Consider the following 16,000-nt stretch of genomic DNA (forward strand, 5'->3'; position numbering starts at 1 on the left):
TCGCAAATTTAATTGCCTAAGATTATGCAGAGAGTACCGATAAATGTAAAATAGTGCTCGTTTTACACCAACCAAATAGCAGATGACTCACACATGACAATAGAAAACCAAGGAAAACCAGGAAATACCGGTCTGAAACGGATCATCAAAGCAACAGGATACTCAATTCAGGGCTTAAGAGCCGCATTCAAATATGAAGCTGCTATTCGACAAGAGCTGGTTTTACTGTGTGCTGCGATCATTGCGCTAATTTGGTTAGATGTCAGCCCTATAGAAACAGTTCTCATGTTGGGCGTTGTGGTTCTGGCGTTAATTGTCGAGTTGGTGAACTCTGCTATTGAGGCTGTTGTCGACCGAGTGAGTGTTGAGCACCATGAGCTTAGTGGCAGAGCCAAAGACATAGGCTCTGCAGCGGTACTTGTTGCTCTACTATTTGCTGGTTTTACTTGGGCTTTTATTCTGATCAGTCACTATTGGTAATCATGAATCATGATCAAAAAAATCCACGCAAGTAACTCTGTAGTATGGTTCGACGATCAGTTGCTGGATCATCCTCCTGAGTTAGTGTTTGATATCGAATACTGGCAAGGCCAAGAGGGTGTGATAGGCAGTGCAACAGGCCGAGGTACAACATGGTTTGTCGATACTGGGAAATTACCAGCAGCGCTTCGACACTATCGTCGCGGTGGTCTATTTGGTAAGTTGGTTCAAGATAGTTATTGGTTTAGTGGTTGGGATAAGACACGTAGCTATATGGAAATGCAGCTGCTTAATGATTTGATCGAAGCTGGTGTAAATGTTCCGAAACCTATCGCCGCGAGAGCGACCAAAGCTGGATTCTCATATCGAGCGGATTTGTTGAGTGAGAAGATTGCTGGTGCCACAGATCTTGTCGATATCCTAACAACAACCTCACTCTCGGCAGGCTTGTATCGTGAGATTGGACACCAAATAGCGAAGATGCACTGTGTGGGTGTTAATCATACCGATTTAAATATTCATAATATTCTCATCGATAAGCGCGATCGAATTTGGATTATCGATTTCGATAAGTGTGGTTATGGTAAAGGAAGCTCTTGGAAGCCATCCAACCTCGATCGTCTGAAGCGCTCTTTCTTTAAAGAGTTAAATAAACGTCAAATACATTGGCAAGAAGAGGAGTTCGATACTCTTCTTGCAGGATACAATGATTATTTTGCTAAATAGTCATCCATAAAATTAGTTAGGAAAGTAAATATGTCTTTGAAACAGAGGCTACATGCACACGGGTGGTTTATTCTGGTGAATGCTCTCGTTGCCATGTTGATTGCGTGTCGTTATTTCTCATTTTTGCCTGAGTTTCCTTCAGAGCCATTAGCCGTCGTTTTTATTATAGTGTCTGTTTTTGGGCAAATGACGTTGATTGCGGCGTTAATAGGTCTAGTAGCGCTACCTAGCTTATTCCTACCCAAGACTCCAAGAAACTTATTACAAGCAATCATTGCTTCAATTGGTGTCGCAACACTGTTCATCGATACGATAGTTTTTTCGCAGTACCGTTTTCATATCAATGCCGTTGTTCTTGAACTGGTACTCTCTGGACAAATTGTCAGCTTCCCACTGATTACTTGGGTGATGGTGATAGGTGGTATTGCGTTATTGCTTGGACTACAGTGGGCTTTAATCCGCTGGTTGGAAAACGATGCATCAGTACGTTCGTACAAGCTAGGTCGTAAGTTTGCTTTTATTACTTTCCTAACGCTGTTAGCAACTCACGGTATTCATATTTGGGCCGCTGCGCATGCGTATCAACCAGTGACTATGGTTAAACGCTACTTGCCTTTGTTCTATCCGGCTACATCAAATAGCATGATGAAAAAATATGGCTGGATTGATGAAGAAGCGATTGCTCGTCAAAAGTCACTGACGTTAAATCGTAAGAGCGACCTTAACTATCCGCTATCTCCTCTGAAAGCAGCAGAGAGTGTCGAAAAACCGGTCAACATTATGTTCCTTGTTGTCGACTCTTGGAGGTATGACACATTTAATGCTGACAATACGCCAGTCATGTGGGAGTACGCTCAAGACGGTTTAATCTTTGAAAACCATATGTCTACAGGTAACGCGACTCGCACTGGTATTTTTGGTCTGTTTTACGGTATTCCTGGTACATATTGGCATGGTTTTTTGGCTAATCAACAAAGCCCTGTTTTCATCGATCGCCTACAGGAACTCGATTACGACTTAGGCATCTTTACTGCTGCACAGCTAAGAAAACCTGAGTTTAACCAAACAGTATTCACCAATGTTGAAAATCTTCGCATTGGCTCGAAAGGTAACCGACCGTCTGAGCTCGATGCTAACCTGACGAAAGATTGGTTAGACTGGTACGAGAAGCGTGATCAATCGAAACCGGCATTTTCATTCCTGTTCTATGATGCACCGCATGGTTATGACTTTCCTAAGGGCTTCGCACCTCGTTATGAACCAATGCTACAAGTGGTTAACTACTTGAAGCTGAGCAACGAGACCGATCCACAACCATTCTTTAATCGCTATAAGACAAGTGTGCGTTACGTAGACTCTGTGGCGGCACAAGTGCTGAACAAGCTTAAAGAAACGGGCGACCTTGAGAATACGCTTGTAATTATCACAGGTGACCATGGTCAAGAAATGAATGATAACAAGATGAACTTCTGGGGGCACAACAGCAACTTTACCGATGCTCAAGTAAAAGTGCCTTTTGCGATATTTGGTCCGGGCATTAATAAACTAGACACGAAGTGGTCTTCACAAAGCCTGACTAGTCACCAAGATGTTGTGCCAACAGTTATGAAGCATTACCTTGGTGTCACCAATGACGTCAAAGATTACTCAGTAGGAGAGGATCTGCTGGGTGAGCATGTTGATAGAGATTGGATCATCTCATCGAATTATAGTGGGTATGCTGTGATCTCAGATGACAATATCTTAGAAGTCGGTGCTGGTGGTCAATATCAATTTATGGACAAAACAAATCGTCAAGTTAAAGGAGATCAACCTAACTTTGCTCACCTTCAAGGTGCTTTAGAGCAAATAAGTCGATTTAGTAAGTAGAGTGTAAAGTTACAGGTCGAAGTATCACTGAACCTCGATTATTACAATAATAATCGAGGTTCAGTGTTCAGGTTATAATGTTATCAAACGCTTGATTAGCCAAAAGCCTCGATCTAGTTCATCGAGTGTTTGTATTTTATAACTATTTTATAATTAGAGTATTATATGAATTTTTACATTTAGCCTTTAACTATCGACTTTTGTGATTGAATTAGCTGTATACATATTCTGCATCAATGGCTTTTGATGTTAATGCGATGATTGAAATGAAAGTACACGAGTATCTGCATATCGTATAAGAAGAAGTTGATGTGTATTTTGTTAAGGTAATCACGATGCGCTGAATAGATATCTCAAAACTATAATCGTAACCAATTCCAAGGTGTTGCTGACTTATCAGCAGCACCTTGAATAAACTATGACTTATTTTGCTGTCAAATATAGAAAGCGCATGTACTTTGATCGTCTTTCATCAAAAATTAGTTTAAATTCTGAATCATTAGGAGAAACAGGGAATTGATATGGTTTGACTCTGTTTGGGTAATCAATGATCATCGTAATGTTATGAGAATCTTTAAATCTTGAAATGAGTTCTTCGGTGATATTCGGCACTATGCAATCATGTGATTCGATAATCAAATCTACCTTTTTTAAGTTAGGGATATACTCAGGAAGCAACAAATCTTTTTCCCCTCCCTCAATATCACAAAATACTAGGGTACCTTCTTGACATAGTTCATTTAACCTGTCGCTTGAACATATTCCTCCTACTGTAACATTAGTTAGAGCATTCTTTTGGGCTAACTCCTGAGTTAATTTTTGTGCTTCTTCACTAATGTCAAATGCCCAAATATTAGTATTTGGCATCTTGAGTGCGAATCCACAAGCATAGTAACCTTCTGCACAACCAATATCTATAAGATCTTTGTATTCTTTATTATGGATAACATCCTCAACCCAATGTTGAATTGGTTCTTCATAGGAGCCTGTAATCTTAGGTAATAGCATACTTCCATGAGAGTCTGGAATATAAGACATACCTTTAAAAGGACCGTTTCTAACGGTAGTGTCATCAAGGAAAATGTCTTTTAAGATTCGACGTTGCTCTAATAAGCGCTCTTTTTTTACTCTTTCGTGTTTTCTTTTTTTTATTAATTTAAGTAATTTCATAACTAACCTTTTATTTTTTCACTATGAGCTGAGCGCTTTGCAATGCTTTCCCAACTTGACACTATGCTTTCTTTGCTAAACTGAGATATTTGTTCTGGCATTATTTGGGGTGGAGACTCTAAGATATTACTCATAGTAACAGCAATATCATCTACTATATCACTCTCTGAACGATCTTTCATTTCTATCAAGTATTTTTTCAAGGGACCTTTGAGTATTTCATCCGGTCCACTAGGACAATTGGTGCTTAGTACAGGTGTTCCGCAAGCCAATGCCTCTACCAATACTAGGCCAAGTCCTTCGTAATCCGAAGTGAATGATAACATCTTCGCATGTTTCATATATGGTTTCGGGTTTTCAATGAATCCTAAAAATTCGACTTTATGAGATATCCCCAAATCTTCAACGAGTTTGATAAGTGATTTTTTCTCTTCACCCTCTCCAAGAATAATCAAATGTAGATCATTATCTTTTAATTTATTGAATGCTTTTATAGTTCGATCAATTCTTTTTCCAGGAGCTAAAGATGAAACAGTGATGATATACTTTTTATTTTTTAATGAATCAGGAACATCAAAGTTTGATAATTCTTCTATTTTGTCAAGATCTAGAGGGTTGTATACTGTAGATACATTTGCTTTAGGGAAAAGTTCGATCATTTCTTGACTTACACCTCTTGATACTCCAATACAATGTGTTCCGTCATAATAATATGAGAGAGGTAGTAGTGTCTTTACTGTTCTATCAATAAATACTTGATTAGGTGAATTATGTAGGACGACACAAAAATTCTCCCTATTATAAAATAGGTAGTGTTCTAAAAAATAATACATATTATGACTTATAACTAAGTCAGGTTTTATTTCTTTGATTAGTTTACTTATTACTATTTTTTTTGATGGGTATGTTAGAACCTTCAATAAGTATTTCTTCCATTCATTAATAGAATCTATAACTTTATATTTATGTCTTAATTTTACTTTTTTTGGCTTTTTATTTTTTTTCTCAGAGTGTTTTTTGAAGGCTTGTGTGTCCCCCGTGTAAAGAGGGGTGATGTTCTTCAATTTAAATTCTTTAAGCAGTAAAACTTTAACTTTAGGATGAAGTGGGAAAGCGACTCTATTTCTGTCGAGTACAATAGTCACATCGTGCCCCTGCTCACATAGATAAGAAGCTAGATTACACACAACCCTGCTTCCGCCGGAGGACGTTAAGGATAACGTATGAAAAAGAAACTGCATGGTATAGGGCTCTGCTAAAAAAATGAGCTTTGATTATGGCTTGCGTATTGCGAAAAAACTAGTTCTGAAGCAGACTATTTTGGTCAAAATAATGCTAAGATTACTGTTCATCTTTTGAGAATGTAAAGCTTGTATTATGAATTTCATCCTACCTCTTATTGGTCGCACTGATGCATTGTTTACTCAAGACATTGGCCAGCATGAAGCTGAGTTATCTCGCATTGTTTCAGATTCCCGTTTTCTTGTACTTGGTGGTGCAGGCTCTATTGGTCAAGCCGTGACTAAAGAGATTTTTAAACGTAACCCAAAGAAGCTGCATGTTGTAGATATCAGTGAGAACAACATGGTTGAAGCTGTGCGCGACATTCGTAGCTCATTTGGTTACATCGATGGTGACTTCCAAACCTTTGCTCTTGATATCGGCTCGATTGAGTATGATGCGTTCATAAAGGCGGATGGCCAATACGACTACGTATTGAACTTGTCGGCACTTAAACATGTTCGTAGTGAAAAAGACCCGTACACGCTAATGCGAATGATCGATGTGAATGTGTTTAATACTGATAAAACCATTCAACAATCTATCGATGCTGGCGTGAAAAAGTATTTCTGCGTATCGACAGATAAAGCAGCAAACCCTGTCAATATGATGGGAGCATCAAAGCGTATTATGGAAATGTTCCTAATGCGTAAGAGCGAAGAGATCGCTATTTCTACTGCGCGATTCGCAAACGTCGCATTTTCTGATGGCTCATTACTGCATGGCTTTAATCAGCGGTTACTGAAAAACCAACCTATTGTGGCGCCGAATGACATCAAACGCTATTTTGTTACGCCGCAAGAGTCCGGTGAATTATGTCTAATGTCTTGTATTTTCGGTGAAAACCGCGACATCTTTTTTCCTAAACTAAGTGAAGCGCTTCATCTCATCTCATTTGCTGATATTGCGGTGAAATACCTTAAGCAACGTGGTTACGAACCTCATCTTTGTGAAAATGAAGACGAAGCACGTGAGCTGGCTAAGACCTTGCCTGCTCAAGGTAAGTGGCCGTGCTTGTTTACCTCGAGTGATACCACGGGTGAAAAAGACTTTGAAGAGTTCTTTACCGACAAAGAAACACTCGATATGGCGCGTTTTGCTAACTTGGGTATCATCAAGAACGACCCTCTTTATCAACAAGAACTGCTTTCACTTTTTGAAGATACAATCGACCAGATGAAATCTGATCGTGCTTGGACAAAAGAGCAAATTGTAGAGCTGTTCTTTACCATGATCCCTGACTTTGGGCACAAAGAAACAGGTAAATACCTAGACAGTAAAATGTAGGAAAAACTATGAAACCTGCATCGTTAGTAGAATTTGTACGCGATACGTATCAGACCAGCGAGTTCATTCCTCTTCATGCGCCTACCTTTGATGGTAACGAGAAGGCTTATGTAACAGAAACGATTGAAAGCACCTTTGTTTCTAGCGTTGGTAAATTTGTTGATGAGTTCGAACAGAAAATTGAAGCATACACTGGCAGTGCCAAAGCCGTGGCGGCCGTAAATGGCACGGCCGCCTTGCATGCTGCGCTTTACATGGCTGGTGTCGAGCGTGGTGACTTAGTAGTAACACAGGCTTTGACGTTTGTGGCAACCTGTAATGCGCTCTATCACATGGGGGCTGAGCCTATTTTCGTGGATGTATCGCCAGTAAGCTTGGGTTTGTGCCCAAAGGCGATGGACCAATATCTAGCACAGAATGCTGAGGTAACTGAAAAAGGTTGTATTCATAAACAAACGGGTAAGCGCATTCGTGCTGTAGTACCAATGCACACCTTTGGTCACCCCGTCGAGCTTGATGAGTTGATTGCGGTATGTTTGAAGTGGCAGTTAATCTTGGTAGAGGATGCTGCGGAAAGCTTAGGCTCTTTCTATAAAGGCCAACACACAGGCACATTTGGTGATTATGCTGCGATAAGTTTTAACGGTAACAAAGTGATTACGACTGGCGGCGGAGGTATGATCCTTTGTAAGACCCAAGAGCAGGGCGCACGCACTAAGCATGTTACCACAACCGCTAAGGTTCCACACCCTTTCGAGTTTTATCACGATGAGCCTGGCTTTAACTATCGAATGCCGAATTTGAATGCGGCGTTGGGCTGCGCGCAAATGGAAGTATTGGAATCCTATTTAGTTCAAAAGCGCCAATTAGCTGAACAATACCAACACTTTTTCGCGGGTTCAGATTTTACTTTTGTGACAGAGCCAGAGTACGCGACATCGAACTATTGGTTAAACGCGATCATCTGTCCTGATACCGCATCGCGAGATCGCATGTTAGAGCAGACCAATTCTGCTGGTGTTATGACGCGTCCGATTTGGCAGTTGATGCATCGTCTTCCTATGTTCGAGAATGCACTGCGTGGTGACTTGAGTCAGTCTGAGTTTATTGAAGCTCACTTGATCAATATCCCAAGTACTCCTATTGACTTATCCAAGGGCGCTTAATGGAAAATAAGACGCAGAAAGTCGCTGTTTTTACAGGAACAAGAGCAGAGTACGGTCTGCTTTTTTGGCTTTTGAAAGATATTCAAAGTGATCCTGACTTAGCACTGCAGTTGCTGGTTTCAGGGATGCACCTTTCACCTGAATTTGGTGAAACGTATCAGCAAATCGAAAAAGATGGATTTAAGATTGATGAAAAAATTGAGATCCTTCTTTCGTCGGACTCTGCAGTCGGAACTGCGAAAAGCATGGGGCTTGGTGTTCTCGGCTTTTCAGATGCACTGGCGCGCTTGCAACCGGATGTATTGGTTATTTTGGGCGATCGCTTTGAAGCTTTAGCTGCTGCTCAAACAGCGATGATTATGCGTATTCCTATTGTTCATTTACATGGTGGTGAGATCACAGAAGGTGCCTACGATGATGCGATTCGCCATGCGATTACTAAGCTAAGCTATTTGCATGGCACATCGACGGACGAATATCGTCAGCGTGTTATTCAATTAGGTGAAGCGCCGGAACGCGTTCTGAACGTAGGTGCAATTGGCCTTGATCACCTTAATCGAGCTGACTTCATGTCGGTCGATGAGTTAGCTGAGTCTCTTAACTTTTCGCTAACCAAACCGTTTTTCTTAGTGACTTACCATCCTGTGACACTAGGAGATGAAGCGCCAGAAGCATCCTTTCAAGCTTTGCTCGATGCTTTAGAGGCTTTTCCTGAGCATCAAGTTATTCTGACTTACCCTAATGCCGATGATGGTGGGCGTCGCATCATTCCAATGTTGGAAGCCTACGCTGCAAGCCAACCAGAACGCGTATTGGCAATACCTTCGTTAGGGCAGGTGCGTTATCTGAGCGCAGTGAAGCATGCTACGGCGGTTATTGGTAACTCTTCTAGTGGTATTATTGAAGTGCCAGCGTTTGACGTCCCGACTGTCGATATCGGTGCACGTCAGAAAGGGCGCTTGGCCGCTAAGAGTGTTTTGCATTGTGAAGCAAACCAAGCCGATATTGAGCGAGCGATGCTCTCCGCAGTGGCTCGTGACTATAAAGAGCCGACGGAAGCGATAGATAACCCTTACGGGCTGGGAAGCACCAGCGGCAAGGTCATTGAAATGATCAAAACATTGGATTTTAATCCATGTAAGACATTCCACGATTTGCCGAACTAACAAAGCTGAAAATTGAGCTTTTAGTCACTTAAAAATTAAAGAGAGAGCGGTATGACTCTGATTATTGCCGAAGCAGGCGTGAACCATAATGGTGATGAAAAACTGGCATTTGAGCTGGTTAACGCAGCGCATCAAGCGGGGGCTGATATTGTAAAATTTCAGACGTTTAAAGCGAAAAATCTCGTCACTGAAGAAGCTAAGCAAGCAGACTATCAGGTCACGAATACACAAAAGCAAGAGTCGCAATTAGCCATGCTAAGTCGCTTGGAACTCTCCTATGATGCCCACCATGAATTGGTAAAACACTGTGAGAAACTCGGCATAGAGTTTTTATCAACGGCTTTTGATTCTGAGAGCTTGGATTTCTTAGTCAACGACCTTGGTTTAACCCGTTTAAAGCTACCTTCTGGTGAGCTAACCAATGCGCCTCTTGTACTAGAGCATGCTCGCACAGGGTGTGATTTGATCGTTTCTACCGGTATGGCGACGCTGTCTGAGATCGAAACGGCGCTGGGAGTGATTGCATTCGGTTATACTACGGATGACAGCGCGACACCTTCAGTGCAAGCATTCCAAGAGGCTTATGCTTCTGATGAAGGTCAGCAGGCTCTAAAGAGTAAAGTGACCATTTTACATTGTACGACAGAATACCCAGCGCCAATGGAAGAGATAAACCTGAAAGCGATGGATACCTTAGGGCGTGCTTTTGATTTACCTTCTGGATACTCAGATCATAGTCAAGGTATCACTATTCCTATTGCTGCCGTTGCTCGTGGTGCCGTGTTGATCGAAAAACACTTCACGTTGGACAACAACATGGAAGGACCAGATCACAAAGCTTCACTTGAGCCTCAAGATCTAGCTGCAATGGTGAACGCTATTCGTCAAGTCGAGAAAGCACTAGGTAGTCGCGTAAAAACACCCACGGTCTCAGAGGTGAAAAATAAAACGGTGGCGAGGAAAAGCCTGGTCGCAGCTCGTAATATAAACGAAGGTGAAGCATTTTCACCCGAAAACATGACAATCAAAAGACCGGGCAACGGTATGTCACCTTATCGCTATTGGGACATGCTTGAGCGCACTGCTTCAAAGGCGTATCGAGCTGGAGAGCTGATTCTTGAGTAACCCCGTTTCTAATTTGCCAATTGTATTAATTGGTGGGGGCGGTCATGCTAGTGTGCTTGCCGATATATTAATTCGCCAAGGGCGTGAGATATTAGCGGTGATTTGTCCTGATGACATTTCTCAGCGTCGAGTCTTCTCTGGAATCAAGCAGTTTCATAAAGACAGTGACATAGAGCAGTTTTCTCCTCAGGGTGTGAGTTTAGTGTTAGGTATTGGCGCTATGCCCAAATCTAACTTGCGGGAAAAAATCGCAAAATACTTCATTGCATTAGGCTATCGCTTTGAAAACGTAATTGCTGAAACTGCATTTGTCTCTGAGTATGCAACTATAGAAAATGGTGTTCAAATTATGGAAGGAGCCGTTATACAAACCGGTGTGTTCATAGGGCAACATAGCATTATCAATACGAGTGTGCTTGTAGAGCATGACTGCCAGATTGGCGCCTACAATCATCTTGCTCCGAAAGCGACTTTGTGTGGTCAAGTTAAAACTGAATATGGCTGTTACGTAGGGGCGAATGCAACGGTGATACAAGGTGTAACATTAGGCACACTTTCTATTGTCGGAGCGGGTGCTATTTTAACGAAACCCCTACCACAACAAAGCATATGTTATCCTTTTAGAAGTATTATCGAATCATATTAGCTTGCTGTAAGTTACCAAGCATTCAAGAAATTAAAACTAGGTGTGCCATGAGTCATTGTTGGAATAACGTGCTAATTAAACCTGATAACACCATTCGAGACGCGTTAGAAATCATAAATAATGAAGCGTTGCGAGTCGTGTTGGTTGTAAATGAAGAACAAGTATTGCTTGGTGTCGTGACAGACGGTGATATTCGACGAGGCTTGCTAAATAATCTACCTTTGACTGAATCTGTATCAAAGGTGATGAATATCAGTCCAACGACTGCGCTTGAAGGCTCTTCTCGAGAAGAGCTGATTGATCTGATGGAAAAACTCGATATTTTGTCGGTTCCGTTACTTGATGCAAGCGGTAAGGTCATTGGGCTTGAGACTCTCCATGGAGCTCTTCATCAACCGAAACACCAGAACCCAGTATTTATTATGGCAGGTGGGTTTGGCACACGCCTTAAACCGCTTACCGATACATGCCCTAAACCTATGCTGCATATAGGCAATAAACCAATCCTAGAAACTGTTATTCGCAGTTTTATCAAAGCAGGCTTTGTTAACTTCTACATTTCAACTCATTATATGCCAGAGCAAATTCAAGCGCATTTTGGTGATGGGAGTGAAATGGGTGTGAACGTTACTTATGTTCATGAAGAGCAGCCTTTAGGTACTGGTGGTGCATTAGGGTTATTACCTAAGGATTTACCAAAAGATCTGCCATTGATCATGATGAATGGCGATGTTCTGACTAAGGTCGACTTCCAACGTCTTCTTGATTTTCATGTTGATAACGGCGCTGACGCGACAATGTGTGTGAGAGAATACGACTATCAGATCCCATATGGTGTGATTAATGGCGAAGGCAAAAAAATCACCAGTATGATAGAGAAACCGGTTCAGCGCTTTTTTGTCAACGCTGGTATTTATGTTGTGTCACCTGAAGTCATTGCTTCTGTACCTAAAAATCATCGAGTGGATATGCCGACGCTGCTTGAAGAGCATATGAATGAGCGTGATAACGTTTTAATGTTCCCAATTCATGAATATTGGTTGGATATCGGTCGTATGGATGAATTTAATCGCGCGCAAGCAGATATTCATACACTAGGGCTGGACTAAGTTTTGAAAACTGTTGCAGTCATTGGGTTAGGTAATATTGCTACCCGACATCGAAGAAATTTAAAGCTATTGTTTCCGCAGTGCAGATTACTGGCAATGTCGGCGAGTGGCAGAGTTCCAGCAGAACCTGTCTCTGATTGCGATGGAGTAGTCTCTAATATCGATGACATCATTCGCTCAAGCGCTGAACTTGTCATTGTTGCATCTCCTGCTCCTTTTCACGCTGAGCATACTATTCCTTTGCTGGAGGCGGGCATTCCAACCCTGATTGAAAAGCCAGTGACTACATGTGTTGAAGAGGCCAAGTGTTTAGAAGCTATTGTTGAAAAAACGCAAACTCCGGTTGCTGTCGGTTATTGTTTACGTTACTTGCCTTCAAGTTTGGAAGTAAAAGCTATATTAGACAAAGGGTCAATTGGAGAGCTTTACAATACGTATATTGAAATAGGGCAGTACCTACCTGATTGGCGTCCAAGTAAAGATTATCGAAGCAGCGTATCAGCCAATGCAGAGCTAGGCGGTGGAGCGTTGTTAGAGCTCAGCCACGAGTTAGACTATGCACAGTGGCTTCTTGGTGATTTAACCTTACAACACGCGTATCTGCGTTCTTCAGATGAACTGAGCATAGAGGTGGAAGATTTGGCTGATATTGTCACAACCACCAAGAGCGGTGCTTTGGTCAATATTCATTTGGATTTTTTACAACGCCAAGCATATCGACGTTGTCGCTTTGTAGGCAGTAAAGGCACGGTTGAATGGGACCTGATTAAAAATGAGGTTAAGCAGACTAACCATACTGGTGAAAGTACTGTTTATAGCGATCCGGCTTGGGACAAAAACAAAATGTACCTCAATATGTTGCAAGACTTCATCAATATGATCAAAGACAATAAGCATAGCTGTATCGACCTTCAACAGGCTGGTCAAACGGTCGAGTTAATCGAAACAATTAAGCAGTATGCCAAAACTCAAACCAAAGGCTAGGCGACCTAATGAAAAACTATGCATTTATTTTTGTTCGCGGGGGCTCTAAAGGCTTACCTGGCAAGAACATTAAACCACTTGCTGGAAAACCCCTATTGCAATATTCGATTGAAACAGCGAAAGCCTGTGCATCGATTAGCGATGTTTTTGTGTCTACTGATGATAGTGAAATTGCCAAAGTCGCCGTGGATTGTGGTGCAACATTGATCGAACGCCCACAAGAACTAGCAACAGACACAAGCCCTGAGTGGCTTTCATGGCGTCATGCTGTTGAGTGGGTACAAGCCAACTATGGCGACTTTGCTCACTTTATTAGTCTGCCAGCAACGAGTCCTTTACGCAGTGTTGAAGACGTGGAATCGTCAATTCTACAACTTCAGAAAGATTCCGCTGATATTTGTATTTCCGTGACTCCCGCAAGTCGCAGCCCATTTTTTAACATGGTAAAGAAAGATGAGCACGGCTTGGTTGAATTAGTGAATAAGCCAAGCGGTGAAGTGGCGAGACGACAAGATGCCCCAGAAGTGTTTGATATTACTACCGTTGTTTATGCGACAACCCCTCGCTTTGTATTGGATAATTACGGACTGTTCAGTGGTAAAGTGACGAGCATCGAGGTACCGAAGGAAAGGGCCGTAGATATCGATGATATTTATGATTTTAAACTAGCAGAAGCTATCGTTATGGGTGAAGAGTGATGAATGAACTTCTAAAGAGTAAGACGGTATTAATTGCTGGAGCTGGGGGCTTATTGGGATCTCGTTTAGTTCCTGCTGTGCTTGCTCAGGGGGCAAAAGTTATTGCTGCCGATATCAATGTTGATGCGACGAAAGAACGCTTAGAGAGTGTAGGGATTGAACTGGATAACGAATCACTCTCGTTAGTTGAATTGGATGTGACTAATGAGCACTCAGTTAAGGCTTTTTTCGAGGGTTGTAATGTTCAGTTAGATGGGGCCGTAAACACGACTTACCCAAGAAACAAAACCTACGGTAAGCATTTCTTTGATGTGAGCTTTGACAGTTTCAATGACAATTTGTCTCTGCATTTAGGGAGTGCGTTTTTGTTTGTCCAGCAAGCTGCTGCTTATTTCAAGCGCACAGAAAACCCTTTATCGCTAGTAAATATATCCTCGATATATGGTGTTGTTGCTCCGAAGTTTGATATTTATGACAACACTCCGATGACGATGCCAGTTGAGTATGCCGCAATTAAATCAGCGATTCAGCATTTGAGTAAGTACGCTGCAGCCTACGTTAATGACAGCCGTTTTCGTATAAACTGTGTAAGCCCAGGTGGGATCTTTGACCATCAACCAGACGCATTTTTAGAGGCTTACAAAAATAACACCCATGGTGCAGGTATGCTCGATGTAGAAGAGGTTGTTGGTTCTGTGCTCTTCTTGCTCTCTGAGCAATCTCGTTATGTAACAGGGCAGAATATCGTCGTGGATGACGGGTTTAGTTTGTAAAAGGCAAGTGTATGAAAATTGTTCAAGTGATGATTCATGGTTCAGCTCATGGTTTTGCCGGAGGCACTCAAAAAGTAATGGTTGAGCTTGGAAATAATTTCGCTCGTCGTGGCCATGATGTTGTGTCTTTATATAATGATACTGAACCGGGTGAGCTTTTTTTTAAGGCTGATTTTGGTGCTAAGATAGTGAACCTAGAATCACCTGCTTATGGGAAGGCACATAAGCTTTGGAAAGCGTTGAGAGAAGTGATCAAGCCTTTTACGAAAAGTAAAACACTAGGTCAATTCTTTCCTAACCCTGTCCACCTAGAAAAGGCAAGAATGCTATCACAGCCATTAGCAACCGAAATTGAGAGAATAGAGCCTGATATTATCCTTGTTTATGGCATGCAAGATCATAACTCGACATGTATCGGCCTTAAAGGCTCTCCGCTAGAAAATACTCCAATTGTCCACATGGTTCACTGTGAGGTTGAGTCGTACTATAATGACTTGTCTTACATTGATAAACGTAGGATAAAAAGTTGTTCTGCGGTTCAAGCGCTAACTCCTGATTTTGCTGCAACACTCGCTAGTCTACTAGACATAGAAGTACATCCAATTGCTAATATAGTTGAAAAAACAGATAAAAAAGCGGACTTGAAATCGGAAAGTAGACGCAAGCGTATCATGATGCACTCGAGACTCGATAAAAAAAAGCAACAAGATATGCTTTTGAGATCTTTCGCCTTATTAAAAGATGACTTTCCTGATTGGGATCTTGTCGTATTTGGAGGAGAGAATACAAAAGGTTACTTGAAGAAACTTGAGGGTATTGTTGCTAACCATGACATGTCCAGACAAGTTAAAATTTGTGCGCCGACTCCACATGCTCTTGAAGAGTTAAGCCAGTCAGACATATTTGCATTCCCCTCGGTCCATGAAGAAGGCTGGGGACTGGTATTGACTGAGGCAATGTCAGTAGGCCTGCCTTGTATTGGTATTAACAGTACATCTGCGATTAATTATCTAATTACCTCTGAAGATGCGGGTATCACAGTTGAAAATGATGTACGAGCATTTTCATTAGCTATGCGTCAATTAATGGATAGCAGTGAGTTGAGAGTTAAATTTGGCAAGAATGCAGAGCAAGGTATGCAAAAATACTACCCAGATGAAGTATGTAGTCAATGGGAAAGCTTATTTAACCAAGTCAGAAAAAGCATATCATAGCTCGTTGCTATGATATGTGTGTTTGAAATATATACGACGAAATCATTTTGTTTACTATCAGAGAAGAACGAATGCCAACTAAAGAAACAGTTAAAGTCCTTATTGCTAAAGTATTAAATGTATCAGTAGATATTGTTGATGATGAACTTGCAGTCGGTGATATCCCTGAATGGGACTCTCTTGCGCACATGCGCATCATTGCCGCGTTAGAGTCAGATCTAGGCGTAGTGTTAGATATCGAGCAGACGTTAGAGATCGAAGATGTAGAAGACATTGTCGACGCTGTTTTAAACAACGAGTAACGCT

The 16,000-nt window shown here is 41.7% G+C and carries 16 protein-coding genes; 14 read left to right on the forward strand and 2 right to left on the reverse strand.

The window, feature by feature from the left end; all coding sequences use genetic code 11:
- Positions 1-93 precede the first annotated feature (93 nt).
- The 3 genes from OCV56_RS00865 to OCV56_RS00875 are packed head-to-tail and all read left to right on the forward strand — an operon-like array spanning position 94 to position 3,075.
- A complete protein-coding gene (locus OCV56_RS00865) occupies positions 94-480 on the forward strand; it encodes a diacylglycerol kinase (RefSeq protein ID WP_086711757.1) in 387 nt (128 codons plus the stop codon).
- Positions 481-489: 9 nt separating this feature from the next.
- The gene (locus tag OCV56_RS00870) at positions 490-1,206 is read left to right on the forward strand and encodes a 3-deoxy-D-manno-octulosonic acid kinase (protein ID WP_086711760.1); all 717 of its coding nucleotides are present in this window, start codon (positions 490-492) and stop codon (positions 1,204-1,206) included.
- A 30-nt stretch (positions 1,207-1,236) separates the two neighbouring features.
- The gene (locus OCV56_RS00875) at positions 1,237-3,075 is read left to right on the forward strand and encodes a DUF3413 domain-containing protein (RefSeq protein ID WP_086711763.1); all 1,839 of its coding nucleotides are present in this window, start codon (positions 1,237-1,239) and stop codon (positions 3,073-3,075) included.
- A gap of 423 nt (positions 3,076-3,498) precedes the next feature.
- Here OCV56_RS00875 and OCV56_RS00880 read toward each other — a convergent pair whose 3' ends face one another.
- Together OCV56_RS00880 and OCV56_RS00885 are read right to left on the reverse strand one after the other, a co-directional pair.
- Positions 3,499-4,245 (reverse strand): methyltransferase domain-containing protein, encoded by a 747-nt coding sequence (locus OCV56_RS00880; RefSeq protein WP_086711766.1) that lies wholly within the window; start codon positions 4,243-4,245, stop codon positions 3,499-3,501.
- 2 nt (positions 4,246-4,247) lie between these two features.
- Complete coding sequence (locus OCV56_RS00885; protein WP_228761220.1) at positions 4,248-5,390, reverse strand: glycosyltransferase; 1,143 nt, start codon at positions 5,388-5,390, stop codon at positions 4,248-4,250.
- Positions 5,391-5,622: 232 nt separating this feature from the next.
- On the opposite strand from OCV56_RS00885, the gene OCV56_RS00890 reads away from it, so the two are divergent.
- The 11 genes from OCV56_RS00890 (at position 5,623) to OCV56_RS00940 (ending at position 15,996) form a co-directional block, all read left to right on the forward strand.
- Positions 5,623-6,813, forward strand: a complete 1,191-nt coding sequence (locus OCV56_RS00890) for a UDP-N-acetylglucosamine 4,6-dehydratase (RefSeq protein WP_086711772.1) — start codon at positions 5,623-5,625, stop codon at positions 6,811-6,813.
- An 8-nt stretch (positions 6,814-6,821) separates the two neighbouring features.
- Positions 6,822-7,979 (forward strand): LegC family aminotransferase, encoded by a 1,158-nt coding sequence (locus tag OCV56_RS00895; RefSeq protein WP_086711774.1) that lies wholly within the window; start codon positions 6,822-6,824, stop codon positions 7,977-7,979.
- On the forward strand, positions 7,979-9,145 hold the full coding sequence (neuC, locus tag OCV56_RS00900; protein ID WP_086711778.1) for a UDP-N-acetylglucosamine 2-epimerase: 1,167 nt from the start codon (positions 7,979-7,981) through the stop codon (positions 9,143-9,145). The genes OCV56_RS00895 and neuC overlap by 1 nt, the downstream gene beginning before the upstream one ends.
- 51 nt (positions 9,146-9,196) lie before the next feature.
- Positions 9,197-10,270: an N-acetylneuraminate synthase gene (neuB, locus tag OCV56_RS00905; protein ID WP_086711782.1), complete on the forward strand. Its 1,074-nt coding sequence runs from the start codon at positions 9,197-9,199 to the stop codon at positions 10,268-10,270.
- The gene (locus tag OCV56_RS00910) at positions 10,263-10,916 is read left to right on the forward strand and encodes an acetyltransferase (protein ID WP_086711788.1); all 654 of its coding nucleotides are present in this window, start codon (positions 10,263-10,265) and stop codon (positions 10,914-10,916) included. The genes neuB and OCV56_RS00910 overlap by 8 nt, the downstream gene beginning before the upstream one ends.
- A gap of 47 nt (positions 10,917-10,963) precedes the next feature.
- Positions 10,964-12,025: a nucleotidyltransferase family protein gene (locus OCV56_RS00915; protein WP_086711791.1), complete on the forward strand. Its 1,062-nt coding sequence runs from the start codon at positions 10,964-10,966 to the stop codon at positions 12,023-12,025.
- 3 nt (positions 12,026-12,028) lie between these two features.
- A complete protein-coding gene (locus tag OCV56_RS00920) occupies positions 12,029-13,009 on the forward strand; it encodes a Gfo/Idh/MocA family protein (RefSeq protein WP_086711794.1) in 981 nt (326 codons plus the stop codon).
- Positions 13,010-13,017: 8 nt separating this feature from the next.
- Complete coding sequence (locus OCV56_RS00925; RefSeq protein ID WP_086711797.1) at positions 13,018-13,707, forward strand: acylneuraminate cytidylyltransferase family protein; 690 nt, start codon at positions 13,018-13,020, stop codon at positions 13,705-13,707.
- Positions 13,707-14,480: an oxidoreductase gene (locus tag OCV56_RS00930; protein WP_086711800.1), complete on the forward strand. Its 774-nt coding sequence runs from the start codon at positions 13,707-13,709 to the stop codon at positions 14,478-14,480. The genes OCV56_RS00925 and OCV56_RS00930 overlap by 1 nt, the downstream gene beginning before the upstream one ends.
- 11 nt (positions 14,481-14,491) lie before the next feature.
- Positions 14,492-15,694, forward strand: a complete 1,203-nt coding sequence (locus tag OCV56_RS00935) for a glycosyltransferase (RefSeq protein WP_086711803.1) — start codon at positions 14,492-14,494, stop codon at positions 15,692-15,694.
- A 71-nt stretch (positions 15,695-15,765) separates the two neighbouring features.
- Positions 15,766-15,996 (forward strand): acyl carrier protein, encoded by a 231-nt coding sequence (locus tag OCV56_RS00940; protein ID WP_086711806.1) that lies wholly within the window; start codon positions 15,766-15,768, stop codon positions 15,994-15,996.
- Positions 15,997-16,000: the final 4 nt, after the last annotated feature.

Origin of the sequence: Vibrio gigantis (assembly GCF_024347515.1) — a bacterium.
GTDB lineage: Bacteria > Pseudomonadota > Gammaproteobacteria > Enterobacterales > Vibrionaceae > Vibrio > Vibrio gigantis.

Coding starts and splice junctions, on each gene's coding strand:
- OCV56_RS00865 (WP_086711757.1), top strand. CDS start 94: ATGACAATAGAAAACCAAGGAAAACCAGGAAATACCGGTCTGAAACGG.
- OCV56_RS00870 (WP_086711760.1), top strand. CDS start 490: ATGATCAAAAAAATCCACGCAAGTAACTCTGTAGTATGGTTCGACGAT.
- OCV56_RS00875 (WP_086711763.1), top strand. CDS start 1,237: ATGTCTTTGAAACAGAGGCTACATGCACACGGGTGGTTTATTCTGGTG.
- OCV56_RS00880 (WP_086711766.1), bottom strand. CDS start 4,245: ATGAAATTACTTAAATTAATAAAAAAAAGAAAACACGAAAGAGTAAAA.
- OCV56_RS00890 (WP_086711772.1), top strand. CDS start 5,623: ATGAATTTCATCCTACCTCTTATTGGTCGCACTGATGCATTGTTTACT.
- OCV56_RS00895 (WP_086711774.1), top strand. CDS start 6,822: ATGAAACCTGCATCGTTAGTAGAATTTGTACGCGATACGTATCAGACC.
- neuC (WP_086711778.1), top strand. CDS start 7,979: ATGGAAAATAAGACGCAGAAAGTCGCTGTTTTTACAGGAACAAGAGCA.
- neuB (WP_086711782.1), top strand. CDS start 9,197: ATGACTCTGATTATTGCCGAAGCAGGCGTGAACCATAATGGTGATGAA.
- OCV56_RS00915 (WP_086711791.1), top strand. CDS start 10,964: ATGAGTCATTGTTGGAATAACGTGCTAATTAAACCTGATAACACCATT.
- OCV56_RS00925 (WP_086711797.1), top strand. CDS start 13,018: ATGAAAAACTATGCATTTATTTTTGTTCGCGGGGGCTCTAAAGGCTTA.
- OCV56_RS00930 (WP_086711800.1), top strand. CDS start 13,707: ATGAATGAACTTCTAAAGAGTAAGACGGTATTAATTGCTGGAGCTGGG.
- OCV56_RS00935 (WP_086711803.1), top strand. CDS start 14,492: ATGAAAATTGTTCAAGTGATGATTCATGGTTCAGCTCATGGTTTTGCC.
- OCV56_RS00940 (WP_086711806.1), top strand. CDS start 15,766: ATGCCAACTAAAGAAACAGTTAAAGTCCTTATTGCTAAAGTATTAAAT.